Source organism: Cellulosimicrobium sp. ES-005, assembly GCF_040448685.1.
Classification (GTDB): domain Bacteria; phylum Actinomycetota; class Actinomycetes; order Actinomycetales; family Cellulomonadaceae; genus Cellulosimicrobium; species Cellulosimicrobium cellulans_G.
The window spans coordinates 492,290-507,828 of the sequence record NZ_CP159290.1 but is presented as its reverse complement, the minus strand read 5'-3'; the positions used below and the strand labels follow the sequence as shown (position 1 = coordinate 507,828).

Annotated in this window: 13 protein-coding genes; 4 read left to right on the top strand and 9 right to left on the bottom strand. The window is 75.0% G+C overall.

The window, feature by feature from the left end; translation table 11 throughout:
- The first annotated feature begins 13 nt into the window (after positions 1-13).
- Together cofD and ABRQ22_RS02235 are read left to right on the top strand one after the other, a co-directional pair.
- A complete protein-coding gene (gene cofD, locus ABRQ22_RS02240; RefSeq protein ID WP_353708428.1) occupies positions 14-967 on the top strand; it encodes a 2-phospho-L-lactate transferase in 954 nt (317 codons plus the stop codon).
- Positions 960-1,832 (top strand): 2-phospho-L-lactate guanylyltransferase, encoded by an 873-nt coding sequence (locus tag ABRQ22_RS02235; RefSeq protein ID WP_353708427.1) that lies wholly within the window; start codon positions 960-962, stop codon positions 1,830-1,832. Before cofD ends, ABRQ22_RS02235 begins: the two co-directional genes overlap by 8 nt.
- Positions 1,833-1,892: 60 nt before the next feature.
- On the opposite strand, the gene ABRQ22_RS02230 is transcribed toward ABRQ22_RS02235, so the two are convergent.
- From ABRQ22_RS02230 to ABRQ22_RS02210, 5 genes are read right to left on the bottom strand one after another with little or no spacing between them, the layout of a single operon-like run.
- On the bottom strand, positions 1,893-2,294 hold the full coding sequence (locus ABRQ22_RS02230) for a hypothetical protein (RefSeq protein WP_353708426.1): 402 nt from the start codon (positions 2,292-2,294) through the stop codon (positions 1,893-1,895).
- A complete protein-coding gene (locus ABRQ22_RS02225; protein WP_353708425.1) occupies positions 2,263-2,643 on the bottom strand; it encodes a hypothetical protein in 381 nt (126 codons plus the stop codon). The genes ABRQ22_RS02230 and ABRQ22_RS02225 overlap by 32 nt, the downstream gene beginning before the upstream one ends.
- On the bottom strand, positions 2,640-3,257 hold the full coding sequence (locus ABRQ22_RS02220; protein ID WP_353708424.1) for a nitroreductase family protein: 618 nt from the start codon (positions 3,255-3,257) through the stop codon (positions 2,640-2,642). The genes ABRQ22_RS02225 and ABRQ22_RS02220 overlap by 4 nt, the downstream gene beginning before the upstream one ends.
- Before the next feature lie 40 nt (positions 3,258-3,297).
- Positions 3,298-3,486 carry a hypothetical protein gene (locus ABRQ22_RS02215; protein WP_353708423.1) on the bottom strand — a complete coding sequence of 63 codons (189 nt, stop codon included), beginning with the start codon at positions 3,484-3,486 and terminating at the stop codon, positions 3,298-3,300.
- Positions 3,487-3,545: 59 nt separating this feature from the next.
- The gene (locus tag ABRQ22_RS02210) at positions 3,546-4,529 is read right to left on the bottom strand and encodes an aldo/keto reductase (RefSeq protein ID WP_253053784.1); all 984 of its coding nucleotides are present in this window, start codon (positions 4,527-4,529) and stop codon (positions 3,546-3,548) included.
- A 110-nt stretch (positions 4,530-4,639) separates the two neighbouring features.
- On the opposite strand from ABRQ22_RS02210, the gene ABRQ22_RS02205 reads away from it, so the two are divergent.
- Positions 4,640-6,283: a PLP-dependent aminotransferase family protein gene (locus tag ABRQ22_RS02205; RefSeq protein WP_353708422.1), complete on the top strand. Its 1,644-nt coding sequence runs from the start codon at positions 4,640-4,642 to the stop codon at positions 6,281-6,283.
- On the opposite strand, the gene ABRQ22_RS02200 is transcribed toward ABRQ22_RS02205, so the two are convergent.
- Positions 6,258-8,057 (bottom strand): oleate hydratase, encoded by a 1,800-nt coding sequence (locus ABRQ22_RS02200; RefSeq protein ID WP_353708421.1) that lies wholly within the window; start codon positions 8,055-8,057, stop codon positions 6,258-6,260. The genes ABRQ22_RS02205 and ABRQ22_RS02200 overlap by 26 nt on opposite strands.
- A gap of 151 nt (positions 8,058-8,208) precedes the next feature.
- Between ABRQ22_RS02200 and ABRQ22_RS02195 the strand changes: the two genes are divergently transcribed.
- A complete protein-coding gene (locus ABRQ22_RS02195) occupies positions 8,209-8,703 on the top strand; it encodes a DUF6174 domain-containing protein (RefSeq protein ID WP_353708420.1) in 495 nt (164 codons plus the stop codon).
- A gap of 58 nt (positions 8,704-8,761) precedes the next feature.
- Here ABRQ22_RS02195 and ABRQ22_RS02190 read toward each other — a convergent pair whose 3' ends face one another.
- From ABRQ22_RS02190 to ABRQ22_RS02180, 3 genes are all read right to left on the bottom strand, one after another.
- Positions 8,762-11,680: an FAD-linked oxidase C-terminal domain-containing protein gene (locus ABRQ22_RS02190; RefSeq protein WP_353709486.1), complete on the bottom strand. Its 2,919-nt coding sequence runs from the start codon at positions 11,678-11,680 to the stop codon at positions 8,762-8,764.
- Between the two features lie 847 nt (positions 11,681-12,527).
- Positions 12,528-14,630, bottom strand: a complete 2,103-nt coding sequence (locus ABRQ22_RS02185; protein ID WP_353708419.1) for a YhgE/Pip domain-containing protein — start codon at positions 14,628-14,630, stop codon at positions 12,528-12,530.
- A complete protein-coding gene (locus tag ABRQ22_RS02180) occupies positions 14,627-15,466 on the bottom strand; it encodes a hypothetical protein (RefSeq protein ID WP_353708418.1) in 840 nt (279 codons plus the stop codon). Before ABRQ22_RS02180 ends, ABRQ22_RS02185 begins: the two co-directional genes overlap by 4 nt.
- Positions 15,467-15,539 lie beyond the last annotated feature (73 nt).

Below are 15,539 nucleotides of genomic sequence, written 5' to 3'. Positions count from 1 at the left end.
TAGGCTCGTCGTCGTGACAGCAGAACACCGCACCGACCGCGTGACCGTGCTCGCGGGCGGGGTCGGCGGGGCACGCCTCGCGCACGGCCTGGACCTCGCCGGGGCCGACCTCACGGTCGTCGTCAACGTGGCGGACGACGTCGAGCTGCACGGGCTGTGGATCTCGCCCGACCTCGACACCGTGACGTACACGCTCGCCGGGCTCGCGGACGAGGAGCGCGGCTGGGGCGTCGTCGGCGAGACGTACGCGGCGCTGGAGGCGATGGGCCGGCTCGGCGAGGACACGTGGTTCACGCTCGGGGACCGCGACCTCGCGACGCACGTGGTCCGGACGGCCGGGCTGCGCGCGGGGTCGACCCTGACCGAGGTGACCGCGCGGCTCACGACGGCGCTCGGCGTCCGGGCGAGCGTCCTGCCCGTGAGCGACGACCGCGTCGCGACGCTCGTCGACACGCCCGCGGGCCGGCTCGGGTTCCAGGAGTACTTCGTGGGGCGCCGGCACGCGGACGACGTCCTGGGCCTCGTCTACGACGGGATCGACGCCGCGCGCCCCGCGCCCGGCGTGCTCGACGCGGTGACCGACGCCGACGTGGTCGTGGTCGCGCCGTCGAACCCGTTCCTGTCGGTCGAGCCGGTGCTCGCGGTCGCGGGTGTGCGGGAGGCGCTGGCCGGGACGTCCGCGCGCCGCGTCGCGGTGAGCCCGATCGTCGGCGGCCGCGCGATCAAGGGGCCCGCGGCGCAGATCCTCACGACGCTCGGGCACGAGGTCTCCGCGCTCGGCGTCGCGCGCCTGTATGCCGGGCTCGTCGACGTCATGGTGATCGACGACCACGACGCCCACCTCGCGGACGCCGTGCGGGGCCTCGAGATGGACGTCGTGGTCACGGACACCGTCATGGGCGGCGCCGCGGGCCGCGAGCGCCTCGCGCGCACGCTCCTCGCGTCGGCGGGTGCCGCGCGTGGGTGACCTCGTGGTGCCCGACGGCGCTGCTCGTCCCGGTGGGCCCGACCGCCCGGGGCGCGTGGTCGCCGTCGTGCCGCTGCGCGACGGGTCGTCGGGGAAGTCGCGGCTCGCGCACGTCCTCGACCCCGCGGCGCGCAGCCGGCTGATCGCCGTGCTCGCGCGGCACGTCGTGGGGACGCTGCTCGCGAGCGACGGCGTCGAGCGCGTGGTCGTGGTGACGTCGGACCCGCGGTTCACGTGGCGGGCGCTGCGCGACGTCGTGGTGGACGAGTCCGCCGGCGCTGCGGACGCGGCCGCGTCGGACGGTCTCCTGCTGACCGACGACGCCGACCGGCTGCGCATCGTGCTGCAGCCCGCGGACCGGCCGGGGCTGGACGCGGCGGTCGACCTCGGCCGGGAGATCGCGGCGCGTGACGAGTCCCCGGAGGGTCCGGTGCGGCTCCTCGTCGCGCACGCCGACCTCCCCGCGCTCACGCCCGCCGACGTGGCGGCGCTGCTCGCCGAGGACGCGCCCGTCGTCGTCGCGACGGACCGCGGGGGCACGGGCACGAACCTCCTCGTCCTCGACCCCCCGGCTTCCGCGCCGACGACCACGGGGTCGCTGTCGGAAACCGGCTCAGAACGACGGGAACCTCGTGCTCGGCGAGGCAGCGGTCCCGTCGGCGACGGGTTTCGGTTTCGGTTCGGGGCGGGCAGCCGTGCGGCCCACGTCGCGGAGGCCGCGCGGCTCGGGCTGCGGGCCGTCGTCGTGCAGCGGCCCGGGACCGCGGTCGACCTCGACACCGTCGAGGACTGGGACGAGCTGCCCGCGGACGCGCGCGCCGTCGTCGGGCTGCACGTCCCGGCGCTGCGCGACCGCGACGCCTGACGTCGCCGCGCCACGGCTCCGCGCCCACGGGCCGGGCCGTGCGCCGGCTCCAGGATCCGGCTACGAGAGCCAGACGCCGGGCTCCTCGACGGGTGCGACGAGACCGACGCGCACGTCGGCGAGCAGCCGCTGCCACGCGCCCTCGTCGAGCGGCCCGGCGCAGTCGAGCGCGAGCACGACGGACTGGGTCGACGCGCCGCCGTCGAACGTCGGCACGCTCACGACGCGCGCCGCACCGCGGACCGGGACCTCGCCGCGCGGCGTGCCCACGGCCCAGTCCTGGGCGACCGCGTTCACGCCCTGCACCGCCACGCCGTCGGACGTGAGCGGGAGCAGGACCTCACGCGTCGCACCCGGGTCGCCCCGGTCCGCGACGACGGTCTCGGTGAGCAGGGCGTCGGACGCCTCCCGGGCGCCTGCTCCCGGCGCCTCAGGGTCGCTCGCGCCGCGCCACGACAGCACGCACGCGCCGCTCGACCCGACGACCTGCCACCCGGCGCGCGCGACGAGCGGCGGTGCGGACGCGGCCCCGCCCAGGATCGTGACCTCGGGGGCCCGGCGCGTCCGCGGGGTCGGGCAGCAGGTCGGACGGGCCGCCGGTCGTCGCGTCCGGATCCCCCGGTGCGGTCTCGGTCGTCGGCGCCGGGGACGTGGGGTCGCCGGCGTCCGGACCGGGCGCGTCCGCGGTGCCCGACGTCGTCGGGCCGCCGGTCGGGCCGGGCGACGGTCCGCCGGTGCAGGCGGTCGTCCCGAGGACGGCGAGCACGGCCGACGTCGCGAGCACCGCCGCGCGGGCGGGCGGGCGCCTCACGATCGGCCTCCCCAGCGGCCGCGGTGCACGACGTCGTCGAGCGGCTTGCGCTCGCGACGTCGCGGCGAGCCCGTGGTCGCCCGGTCGGCGGGGTGCCCGACGGCGACGACCCCGGTCGGGGCGTACGCGTCGGGGATGTCGAAGGCCGCGCGCAGCCGCCCGACCTCGCCCGGCGCGACGCCGAAGAAGCACGCGCCGAGCCCCTCGTCGACGGCGGTCTGGAGCATGAGCAGCGCCGCCATCCCGGCGTCGACGTGCCAGTAGGGGACGGCCCAGCGGTTCTCGTCGCGGTCCGCCCAGCCCTTGTCGTCCTCGGCGTACCGGTCGAGGTAGACGTCCTTCGACGTGAGGACCACGACGAGCACGGGCGCGGTGCGCATCCCGGCGAGCCACGCGCTCATGCTCCGCTCGGGCCGCTCGGGTGAGGTCGCGGCCCAGAAGCGCGCGACGTCGTCGGGCTCGGTGAGCACGAGGAACGACCACCCCTGCGCGAACCCCGCGCTCGGCGCGCGGACGGCGTTGTGCACGAGGCGGTCGACGGCGTCCGGCGCGACGGGCTCGTCGGTGAACCGGCGCACCATGCGTCGGCGTCGCACGACGTCCTGGAACTCCACGTGGCCCCCTCGGCACGGTCCGGGAACAGGTCCCCGCACCCTATCCGGCGACGCCCCACGACGTCCGCAGCCCGGCCGCGCGCTCGCGCCACACGTCGTCGGGGAAGGCCGCCTCGCGCGCGACGGTCGAGCCGAACGCGGTCGGCGCGTCCGCGAGCGCGCGCAGGCGGACGTCCCGGAGGTCGCGCCAGTCGTCCGCCCGGACGCGCGCGACGGTGGTGGTGAGCACCCGCCCACGGTGGCAGCCCGGCCCGACGCCGTGGCGCCGGGCCGGGCGAGCACGCGGGCTCAGGCGGCGTCGAGCCGCGCGCGCAGCTCCGGGTCGAGCTCGAGGTCGGCCGCGCCGAGGAGCTCGTCGAGCTGCTCGATCGTGCTGGGCCCGACGAGCGGGATCACCGGGTGCTCGCCCCCGAGGAGCCACGCGAGCGCGACCTGGTTGGGCGTCGCGCCGAGCTCGCCCGCGACCTCGTGCAGGAGGCGGATGCGCTCGCGCGTGGTCGGGTGGTCGAACCCGTCCCACAGCGGCTTGTCCCGGCGCACGTACGCGCCCTGGAGGATCGGCGAGTAGGCGGTGACGGCGAGCGGCGGGCGCCCGTCGACCCCCGTGGACGCCGCGTAGTCGAGCAGCTCGTACGAGGCCCAGTTGTGCCGGCCGACCTCCGGCGTCGGGTAGGCGTACGTGTAGTTCTGCTGGACGAGCCCGTAGGGCGCGACGCCCTGGCGCAGCGCCTCCTCCCGCGCCTCGACGACGCGCCACAGCGCGACGTTCGAGATGCCGGTGATGCCCACGACGCCCTCGGCCTGGAGCTTGCCGAAGGCACCGACGGTCTCGGCGAGCGGCGTCTCGTGGTCGTCGACGTGCCCGTACAGCACGTCCAGGTGGTCGACGCCGAGGTGCCGCAGGCTCTCGTGCGCCTCGTAGCCGACGACGTCGGCGCCGAGGCCCTGGAAGTTCGTCGGCGGCGTGTTCGACAGCGGGAGGGACCTGTCCTTCTGCGCCGCGCCGAGCTTCGTCGCGATGCGGACCTGGTCGCGCACGCCGCGGCTCGCGAGCCAGCGGCCGAGGAGGTCCTCGCTGTCGCGGCCGTGCCCCCCGGCCCAGAGGCTGTAGTTGTTCGCCGTGTCGAGGAACGTGCCGCCCGCCTCGACGAAGCGGTCGAGGATCGCGAACGACGTGTCCTCGTCGACGAGCGTGCCCATGTTCATCGTGCCGAGGCACAGGGTCGACACGTCGAAGGAGGTGCGCCCGTCGCCGATGGTGCGGTACCGCATGGTGGTCTCCCGAGGTTCGTGGTGGACCCGCGTGGTCCGTGGTGGACCCGTGGTCCTGATGACGTGCTCCACGCTACGGAGCGATCGGCGCGGGTGTACGGTCCGATTCCATGGGTGTCGACCAGACCAATCCTGCTCCACCGCCGGGCACGACGGCGGCGCTCGCCTGGGAGGCGCTGCTCGACCTGGGGACGGGGCCGGGGTCGCGCGTCGAGCGGCTTGAGCGCGCGGTCCGCGACGCCGTGCACACCGGCCGTGTCCCGGTCGGGGCGGCGCTGCCGCCGAGCCGCCAGCTCGCCGAGTCGCTCGGGGTGTCGCGGTGGGTCGTCACGGAGGCGTACGGCCAGCTCGTCGCCGAGGGCTTCCTCGAGGCGCGCACCGGCTCCGCGACCCGCGTCTCCGCCGCAGCCGGCGCCCGATCGACGAGCCCGAGGGGAACGAGTGCGCTGGGCGAGCGGCCCACGAGCCCGGCGGGAACGACGGCGCGCGCGGGTCGTGGCGGGCCTGGCGGGAGCCGCGAGGAACGAGCGGCGGATGGTAGACCCGCGCGCGCCGTCGTGGACGCCGGGCGGTCCGACACCGGCAGGACCCACGCCGCGCGCGCCCGGTTCGACCTCGCGCCCGGCGTACCCGACCTGCGCCACGTCCCGCGCGACGCGTGGCTGCGGGCGGCGCGCGACGCGCTCGGTTCCTCGACCGGTACCGCGTCGAACGACGACCTCGGCCAGCCCGCCCCTGCCGGGCACCCGCACGCGCGCGCCGTCGTCGCCGGCCACCTGCGCCGGGCGCGCGTCGTCTCCGGGCCGGACGACGCCGTCGTGCTCACGCGCGGCGCGACCGACGGGATGGCGCGCGTCGCCGCCGCGCTCGTCGAGGCGGGCCACACCCACGTCCTGGTGGAGGACCCGAGCTGGTCGGTCCTGCGCGACGTCGCGACGCGGGCCGGCCTCACCCCCGTCCCGGTCCCCGTGGACGACGCGGGCGCGGACGTCGACGCGCTCGTCGCGGCGTCGCGACGGACCGGGGCGCGCGCGGCGCTGCTCACGCCCGCGCACCAGTTCCCCACCGGCGCCGCGCTGGCGCCCGAGCGGCGCGAGGCGGTGCTCACGTGGGCCCGCACCGCCGACGCCCTCGTGATCGAGGACGACTACGACGCCGAGTTCCGCTACGACCGCCGACCCGTCGCCGCGCTCCAGCAGCTCGACCCCGACCGGGTCGTGCTGCTCGGCTCGGTGAGCAAGACGATGAGCCCCGCGTTCGGCGTCGGGTGGATGGTCGTGCCCGCCCGCTGGCGCGAGTCCGTCGCGCGCGCGGCCGCCCCGCACGGCCCGACGGCGGCCCCGTCCACGGTCGACCAGCTCACGTTCGCGCGCCTCGTCGCGTCCGGCGGCTACGACCGGCACCTGCGCGCCGCGCGCGGGCGCTACCGTCGCCGTCGTGACGCCGTGCTCGACGCCCTCGCCCGGGAGCTGCCCGGCGCCGCGGTGAGCGGCATCGCGGCGGGGATGCACGCGCTGCTCTCCCTGCCGGGCTCGCCGGACGACCCCGCGCCCGACGCCGCTCACGTCGTGCGCGAGGCCGCGCGGCGCGAGGTGACCGTCGTCGACCTGCGCCGCTACCAGGTGCGCCCCGCCGAGCGGTCGACGACCCTCGTGCTCGGGTACGGCAACCTCGCCGACGCCCGCGTCGACGAAGCCGTCTCCCGGCTCGCCGACGCGGTGCGTGCCGCTACTCGTCGTGGGACAAGAGGCTGAACTCGGCGAGCAGCTCGCCGATCTCGGTGGCGTCGACCTTCTTCTGGAGGCGGTCGCGCAGGATCCGCGGCCCGGGGAGGTCGAGCTCCTCGCCGTCGCGCAGGGCGCTCACCGCGGCGAGCAGCTTGCGGACGTCGTACGTGCTGTTGAAGACCTCAGGGACGCCGCGCTCCAGGTCGAGGAGCTGGTAGGCCGCCTCCATGCCGGTGCGCACGGAGTACTCGGTGGTGAAGATCGTGTCCCGCGTCGTCTCGGCGAACTGGCCGATGAACGCGAAGTTGCGTGCGCCGTCGGGCACGACCTGAGGCCGGTCGCCCGCGTGACGGGGCATGAAGAACGCCGTGACGTACGGCATCATCACGGGCACGCAGCTCGCGGCCTCGGCGGCGAGGGTCGGGATGTCGGCCTCGGGGACGCCGAGGTGGTACAGCCACTCCTGCGTGATCTCCTCGCCCGTGCACTCCTGGAGCGACTTCTTCACGTAGTCGCCCGGGGTGTCCACGAACAGGCCGTAGACCCACACGACGATCTCGTCCGGCGACTGCGCCTTGAAGTGCGGCTGCCGATTGACGGTCCAGCTCATGAGCCAGGCCGAGTCGCGCGCGGTGACGATGCCGCCCGTGACGACCTTCCCGCTGAACGGGTCGCGCCGGCAGATGCGCTCGATGTACTCGGGGATGCGCCGGTCGAGGGTCGTGACCGTGGCGGACTGCCACTTGGTGCGCGGGATGTCGGTGCTGAACACGTCGGGCCGGCCGAACGACGGGTCCTTGGCCGCGATGCGCCGCCACAGGTCCCACGCGGGCGCGGGCCCCGTGTCGAGGCGCGCGGGCGTGTGCTGGTCGCCGTTGTCGGAGTTCTCCGTGAGCGAGCCGATGGTCGCGATGACGAGGTCGTCCTCGTCGAGATCGATCGTCCGCTCGACGGCGGCCCCGCCGGACTCGTGGGCCGCCGCGTGGTCCAGCAGGTGCAGCCGCGTGGCGACCTTGCGGTCCGGGGCGAGCTCGAAGTCGACGTCGGTGACCTCGACGTGGAACCGGAAGGTGACACCCTGGTCCATGAGCCAGCGCGTGAGCGGCAGCACCATCGACTCGTACTGGTTGTACTTGGTGAACTTGAGCGCCGAGAGGTCGGGCAGGCCGCCGACGTGGTGGATGAACCGGTGCAGGTACAGCTTGAACTCGAGCGCGCTGTGCCATTCCTGGAACGCGAACATCGTGCGCCAGTAGAGCCAGAACTGGCTGTCGAGGAAGTGCCGCGACATGACGTCCTCGATCGACTTGCCCTCCATGTCCTCGCGGCGCGCGAGGAAGATCTTCGTGATCTCCTTCTGCGCCTTCTCGTCGAGGCGGAACAGGTTGTCGAAGCGCGCGTCCTTCCCACGGTCCTCGGTGACGCGCTGGAGCGAGAAGTTCGGGTCGTCCTTGTTGAGCCAGTAGAACTCGTCGAGGACCGACACTCCCTCGGTCTCGATCGACGGCACGGAGCGGAACAGGTCCCACAGACACTCCATGTGGTCCTCGAGCTCGCGCCCGCCGCGGATCACGAACCCGCGCCGCGGCTCCTTGATGCCGTCGAGCGCACCACCGGGGAGCCTGAGCCGCTCGTAGACGGTGATCTTCTCCCCCGGGACCTGGCCGTCGCGGACGAGGAAGCCCGCCGCGGAGAGCGACGCGAGGCCCGCTCCCACCAGGTGCACGGACCCGAGCCGGTCCGTCCGCTCCGGCTTGCGCGGCCGCGCGAACGCCTCGTAGTTGCCGCTCGAGTAGTACATGCCACTCCCTCTCACCGCTGACGACAGGAAAGGAGCGCCGCCCGCGGTGGCGCTCCCCTGCCATGCTCACGCCAGGCCCCACGGACCGCACCTCGGTGCACGAACGTGCAGCGCAGGGCAAGACCGGGCCAGGTCGGCACACGAGCAGGGCATGGAGAAGACCTCGCGCCGCCGTGCTCGGCCGTCCTGGACGACGGCGGTGCTCGCCCTGGGCGCGCTCGTCGTCGCGCCGCTCGTGACCGCGTGCGCGCCCGCGAGCGCCGAGGGGCCCGTCGCCGGGCTCGCGGAGGCACGGGACCGGTGGGCTGCGGCGGGGTACGACGACTACGCGTTCACCCTGACGTCGTCGTGCGGCGAGCGGAACCTCGTCGGGGACTTCGACGTCGAGGTCGCGGCCGGCGAGGTGGTCGCGGTCTCCGCGAGCCTCGCGCACCTGGAGATGACCCCCGAGTCCTACGTCGAGAGCGGCGGCCGCACGATCGACGGGTTCCTCGACCTCGTCGACGAGCGCCACGAGGACGTCACCGACGTCGCGTTCGACGACGAGCTGGGCTACCCGACGTCGCTCACGCTCGACCCGATGCCGCGCGCGATCGACGACGAGGAGTGCTACGCGATCACGGACGTGCACCCCGCGCGCGGCTGACGGCCGCCCGGGCGGGCGGCCGAGCGCCGTCGGGCGACCTGGCCGCGCAGCGCGACGCTCAGAGCCGCTCGGCGAGCAGCTCGACGAGGGCCTTGCCCTGGACGCCGGCGAGGTCGTCGGCCTGGGTGCGGCACGAGAAGCCGTCCGCGAGGTACACGTCACCCGGGGCGGCGTCGCGCAGCGCGGGGAGCAGCGCGTTCTCCGCGACGGCGACCGACGTCTCGTAGTGGCCCTTCTGCATGCCGAAGTTGCCCGCGAGGCCGCAGCACCCGGCGAGGACCTTGATCGTCGCGCCCGCGTCGCGCAGCAGGCGCTCGTCGGCGGCGAAGCCCATCACCGAGTGCTGGTGGCAGTGCGGCTGCACGACGGCCGTCACGTCCGACAGGTCGGGCACGCGCCACCCGGACTCGCGCCCGGGCGCGGTGTCCACGGACGTGAGGAGTTCGGCGAGCGTGCGCGTCGCGGCGGAGACCGCCCGGGCGCGCGGGTCGTCGGGGAACAGGTCGACGAGGTCGGAGCGCAGCACGGCCGTGCACGACGGCTCGAGCCCCAGGATCGGGATGCCGTTCACGGCGTACGGGCCGAGCACGGACAGCAGGTTCTCCAGGCGCTTGCGCGCGCCGTCGAGCTGGCCCGTGCTGATCCACGTGAGGCCGCAGCACGCCTGCTCGTCGGGCACGACGACGTCGTACCCGGCCGCGGTGAGCACCTTCACGGCCGCCTGCGGCACCCCGGGCGACATGTTGTCGCTGAACGAGTCGGTCCACAGCACGACCTGGGGGCGCTCGTCGCGCACGGGGTGGCCGGGCCGCTCGCCGATGCGCAGGCCGGGGACGCCCTGGGTCGCGCCGCCGCGCTTCCACCACGTGCGGAACGGCACCTCGGCGAACTCCGTCATCGAGCGACGCGTGTCCATGCCGCCCGCCCACAGGACCGCCTTCGCGAGCGGCCGGAACCCGAGCAGCTTGTTCGCCAGGCGCGGCATGCCCGTGGCGAGGCGCGCCCAGATCGGCAGCCAGCCGAGCGAGTAGTGGTCGACGGGGCGCAGCTTGCCGCGGTACGTGCGGTACAGCACCTCGGACTTGTACTGCGCCATGTCGACGCCCGCAGGGCAGTCGCTCGAGCACGCCTTGCAGGACAGGCACAGGTCGAGCGACTCGCGCACCTCGGGTGCCGCGAGGCCGCCGACGAGCGTGCCGTTGACCGCCTCCTGGAGCACGCGGGCGCGGGCGCGCGTGACGTCCTTCTCGTCCTTCGTCGCCTGGTACGACGGACACATGAACCCGCCCGCGGCGCTGGTGTCGGCGCGGCACTTGCCGACGCCGACGCACCGGTGCACGGCCTGCGTCATGTCGCCGTGGTCGTGCGCGAACGAGAAGCCCTGGTAACCGGCGCGGCGCGAGATCTTCGTGACCTTCGCGGGCGCGGCCGTGCTCGTGCCGGGTGTGCCCGGCGCGCCGACCGTCGACAGCAGCGGGTGCGCGTGCGGGCGGCGCAGGTCGTCGTCGATCGCGCTCGGGCGCACGACGACGCCCGGGTTCATGACGTCCTGCGGGTCGAACAGGGCCTTGAACCGCTCCATGAGGGCGATCGCCTCGGGGCTGTACATGACCGGCAGCAGCTCCGAGCGCGCGCGGCCGTCGCCGTGCTCGCCCGAGAGCGAGCCGCCGTACTTCGCGACGAGCTCCGCCGCCTCGAGCATGAACGTGCGCAGCACCGACCCCGACGCCTCGAGCGGGATGTCGATGCGCAGGTGCACGCAACCGTCGCCGAAGTGCCCGTACGGCAGGCCGTCGACGCCGTAGCGCGCCATGAGCGCGTCGAGGTCGCGCAGGTAGTCGCCCAGCTTCTCCGGCGGGACGGCGGAGTCCTCCCAGCCCGGCCACGCCTGCTCGCCCGCGGGCGTGCGCCCGGCGAGCCCCGCGCCGTCGGCCCGGATCTGCCACATCTTGGTCGCCTCGGGGCCTGCGGGCAGGATCATCGTGGCCTCGCTGCCCGACGCCGCGACGATCGCCTCCGCGTTCGCCATCGCCTCCTCGGGCGTCGCGCCGCCGACCTCGACCATGAGCCAGCCGGCGCCCGGCGGCAGCGGCGGCACGGACGCGTCGCCCTTGGCGCGGCGCACGACGTCGACGAGCCGCGCGTCGAGACCCTCGACCGCGAGCGGGTTGAGGTTCAGGAAGGTCGGGACGTCGTCGGCCGCGGACGGCATGTCCGGGTAGCCGAGCACGACGAGCGTCGGCTTGGACGGCACCGGCACCAGCCGGACCGTGGCCTCGAGGATCGTCACGAGCGTGCCCTCGGTGCCGACGAGCGCCTTCGCGAGGTCCGACCCGTTCTCCGGCAGCAGGTGCTCCAGCGAGTAGCCCGACACCTGGCGCCCGAACCGCCCGAACTCCGTGCGGATCAGCGCGAGGTTCTCGCGGACGAGCTCCGCCAGGCCGGGGACCGCCGCGAACGTCGGGTCGCCCTTGCCCGCGGTGAAGCGGCGGCCCCGGCCGTCGACGACGTCGAGCGCGACGACGTTGTCGACCGTGCGCCCGTACGCGACGGCGTGCGGCCCGCACGCGTTGTTGCCGATCATGCCGCCGAGCGTCGCGCGGTTCTGCGTCGACGGGTCCGGGCCGAACCGCAGCCCGTGCGGCGCGGCCTCCTGCTGGAGAGCCGACATGACCACGCCCGGCTCGATGCGCGCCGTGCGCGCCTCCGGGTCCACGTCGAGCACGCGGTTCACGTGCCGCGTGAAGTCGAGGACCACGCCCGGGCCGATCGAGTTCCCCGCGACGGACGTGCCCGCGCCGCGCGCCGTGACCGGAACCTCGAGCTCGCGCAGCACGTCGAGCGCCGCGACGACGTCGTCCGCGTCCTGCGGGTACACCACGGCCTCGGGCACGACGCGGTAGTTCGACGCGTCCGTCGAGTACTCGGCCCGGCGGCGCGTGGAGGAGTCGACCCCGCCGCGCACGACCGTCCGCAGCGCCTCGGCGAGCGCCGTGCGGGCCGCGTCGGCCGCCCGTTCGGCCTCGCGGAGAGCGGCCGCGCGCTCCGCCTCCGGCGACGGCGTCGCGCGGGAGCCGGACCGCCGCGAGCCGTTCCCGGGGTGCTGCGGGGCGGGGGTCGGGTTGGCGTCGATCTCAGCGGACACGTCGCGATTGTCGCACCCTCGCGCCCGAACCCCCGGAACCGTCCGCCCCCTGGCAGCCGCCCTGCCGAGGTAGAGCCCTGGTCGGTCGAGGTAGAGGCGTGGTCCGCCGACCTCGGGCCCTGGCCCGCCGAGGTAGAGGCGTGGTCCGCCGACGAAGAGGCGTGGTATGCCGACGTAAGTGTCCGGTCCGCCGACAGAGATGCCTGGTCGGGCGCGACGGCGCGTGGTCACCCGTCACGTCCGGGCTACCGGCCGGCATGGGCACCTGAAGCCCGACGGCGGCCGGTCGCCCGCCACGGCGGGTCGCCGCCCGAGGTGGGCGAACGACGCCGCGGGCAGTTCGCCCAGGTGAGCGAAGACCACGGCGAGACGAAGCCGGGTCGGGGTGGGTGGTGGTGCCGCGTCGTGGCGGGCCTGGCGGGAGCGACGCGAGGAACGAGCGGCGCGGATGGTAGACGCGGCACCACCACCCACCCCGACCACCCAGGGCGACCACACGCCGTCGGACACGACCACGGCTCTACCTCGCGCAACTACGGCTCTACCTCGCCCAACCAGGGCTCTACCTCGGCCAACCAGGGCTCTACCTCGGCCAACCAGGGCTCTACCTCGGCCAACCAGGGCTCTACCTCGGCCAACCAGGGCTCTACCTCGGCGGACCGGGGCGCGGTCTCGTGGGTCAGAGGACGAGCTCTGGTTGGAGCTTCTTGATCGTCCAGACGCGCTGCTTGCGGGCGGCGATCGTGGTCAGGGCGAGGGCGGCGACCAGCACGACGACGAGGACCGTGACGTCGCGCGTCACCGTCGCCATGTTGCCGCCGTAGAGGAGCTGGCGCAGGCCCTCGACGGCGTACGTCATGGGCAGGAACTGGTGCATCGAGCGCAGCGGCTGCGGGATGGTCTGCCACGGGAACGTGCCGCCGGCGGTGACGAGCTGGACGAGCATGAGGACGAGCCCGAGGAACTGCCCGGCGGCGCCGAGCCAGACGTTGAGCGCCTGGAGGATCGCGACGAACGTCGCGGAGACGAGCACGAGGAACAGCGCGGTCCCGACGCCGTGCACGGGGTCGATGTCGAGCGCGAACTTGGTCACGGTGAACATGGCCGCGACCTGCACGACGCCGATCGCGGCCGGGGTGAGCCAGCCGCCCAGGGCGGTGGCGAGGCCGGACCGCCCGGCGGCGAGGGCCCGCGACGACAGCGGCCGCACGAGGAGGAAGAGCACGTAGGCGCCGATCCAGGTCGCGAGCGACAGGAAGAACGGCGCGAGGCCGCCGCCGTACGTGCCGGCGGAGGAGAGCGCCTCGTTCTTCACGGAGACCGGGTTGCCGATGGTCTCGGCGGTGTCCTGGCGGGTCTGCTCGTCGAGGTCCGGCACCTGGCCGAGGCCCTCGGCGAGCCCGTCGCGGAGCTGCGTGACGCCGTCGACGAGCTCGCCCGAGCCGTCGCGGAGCTGCGACGTCCCGTCCGCGAGCGAGGTCGCGCCGTCGGACACCTGGCGCGTGCCGTCGGCGAGCTGCGAGACGCCGTCCACGAGCTGCGGGGTCGCTGCGGCGAGCTGTCCCGTGCCGTCGGCGAGGCGGTCCGCGCCGTCCGCCGCGCTCGCGATGCCCGCCGTGAGCTGAGGCGTCGCGGCCGCGAGCCGGGCCGCGCCCTCGGACACCTGGCGCGAGCCGTCGGCGAGCTGGTCGAGCTTGCCGGACGCGGCGGTCACCTGGTCGACGGCACCCTGGACCTGCTCGCGCTGCTGGTCGAGCACGGGCGCGACCTGCGACCGCACCTGGGCGGCCGTCGCCTGGTCGAGGACGCCGTCGGCGACGAGCTGGTCGAGCTGCGCGTCGACGTCGCCGCGGATCGTGTCGAGCGTCGGGAGCACCTCGCCCGCGGCCGCGGCCGCCTGCTGCCCGTACTGCGCGACCTGCGCGTTCCCGTCCGCGACCTGCGCGGCGCCGTCGGCGAGCTGCTGGGTCTGGGCGGGCAGCGACGACGTCGCGCCCCGGAGCGTGCCGAGCCCGGACGCGAGCGCCTCCGCGCCGTCGTCGAGCTGCCCGACGGCGTCCGCGAGCGTCCCGGTGCTCGCGTCGAGACGCTCGGCGCCGTCGGCGGCCTGGCCCGCGCCGTCGGCGAGGGTGTGCGCGCCGTCGTCCGCCGTGACGAGGCCGTCGCGGAGCTGCGTCGCGCCGTCGAGGAGCTGGTCCGCACCGTCCACGGCGTCGGCGAGGTTCGTGTGGATGGACGCGAAGCCGCGCAGGAACGTGTCGGCCGCCTCCGTGCCCACCTGTTCCGCGATCGAGTCGCGCACCTTGCCGACGATCTGGTCCGCGATCGTGCGGGCGAGGTAGTTGTTCGCGTCGTTGGTGATGAGCGTGAGGCTCGCCTGCTGGGGCTCGAACTCTCCCGCGGACGCGAGGTCGGCGGAGAACGTGGGGCCGATGACGAGCGCGGCGTCGTACCGCCCCGACCGCACGCCGTACTCGGCGTCGACCTGGCTCGTCTCGACCCAGCCGAAGCCGCCGTCGTCGAGGAGCTGGTCGGCGACGTCGCGGCCGAAGTGGCGCTCCGTCGTCGCCCCGGTCTGGGCGTCGGTGGTCGTCGTGCCCTCGTCGAGCACGACGAGGGCGGCGGGGATCTGGTCGAGCTTGTCGTACGGGTCGTGGTTCGCGAACAGGTACAGCCCGGCGTAGAGCGTCGGGATGAGCGCCATCGCGAGGATGGCGAGGCGCGGCAGCGTACCGGCGGCGAGGCGCCGGAGCTCGGACAGCCCGAGCCGGATCGCGGTCATCGGCCCTCCTCGGGGTCGTTCTCGGCGGCGGCCCGCTCGTCGAGCCCGGGATCGCTCCTCAGGTCGTCGCCAGCCTGGGGAGCGATCCCGGGTTCGGCGGCGTCCGGGGGGTCGACCGGGGCCGGGTCAGGGGCGGGGGGCGGGGTCGGGCGCGTGCGCAGGACGACGACGGGCGGCTCGTGGATCGACGCGCCGCGGGCCGGGGGCAGGTCGACGCCGAGGTCGCGGGCCGAGGCGCGCGTGCACTGCACGAGCACGCCGTAGCCCGCGGCGGCGAGGGACTGCGCGACCTCCCACCAGCCCGACGGCTCGCCGCCGTGGCGGTCCGGGAGGGTGAGCACGAGGAAGCGGACGTCGGGGTCCTCGGCCGCGAGCGCCGCGAGGAGCGCGGTGCGCACGACGCCGGGGACCTGGTCGAGGCGCCGGGAGCGGTCGGCGGTGAGCGAGTGGTCGGCGAGCCAGCGCGTCACGTCGGAGGGCAGCGAGCGGCGGCCGGCGAGCGCGAGGCCCTCGGCGACGACGTCGGCCACGGTGAGCGCGTCGTCGGGCTCGCTGATGCCGGGGACGTCGACGACGGCGGTCACGTCGCGCAGGGTGGCGGCGGCGCCGCGGGACGAGCGCCCGCTGCGACGCGACGGCGTGCTCGCGGGCTGGAGCCGGACCTCGCCCGCGGACGGGTCGAACCGTCCCGTGGCGACGAGGGCGAGGGCGGTGTGCCCGTGCCCGGGCTCGCCCGCGACGAGCACGCTCTCGCCCGTGGACCAGGCGAGGTCCATGGGCTCGAGCATCGGCTCGCGCCGCCCGTCGACGCGGACGTCCGTCAGCGTGATCTGCATCCCGGCTCTTCCTTCTCGTGGGTCCCCGGTCCTCACCGAGGACGCCGTTGACTCGCGGTCAACAACGCTACGC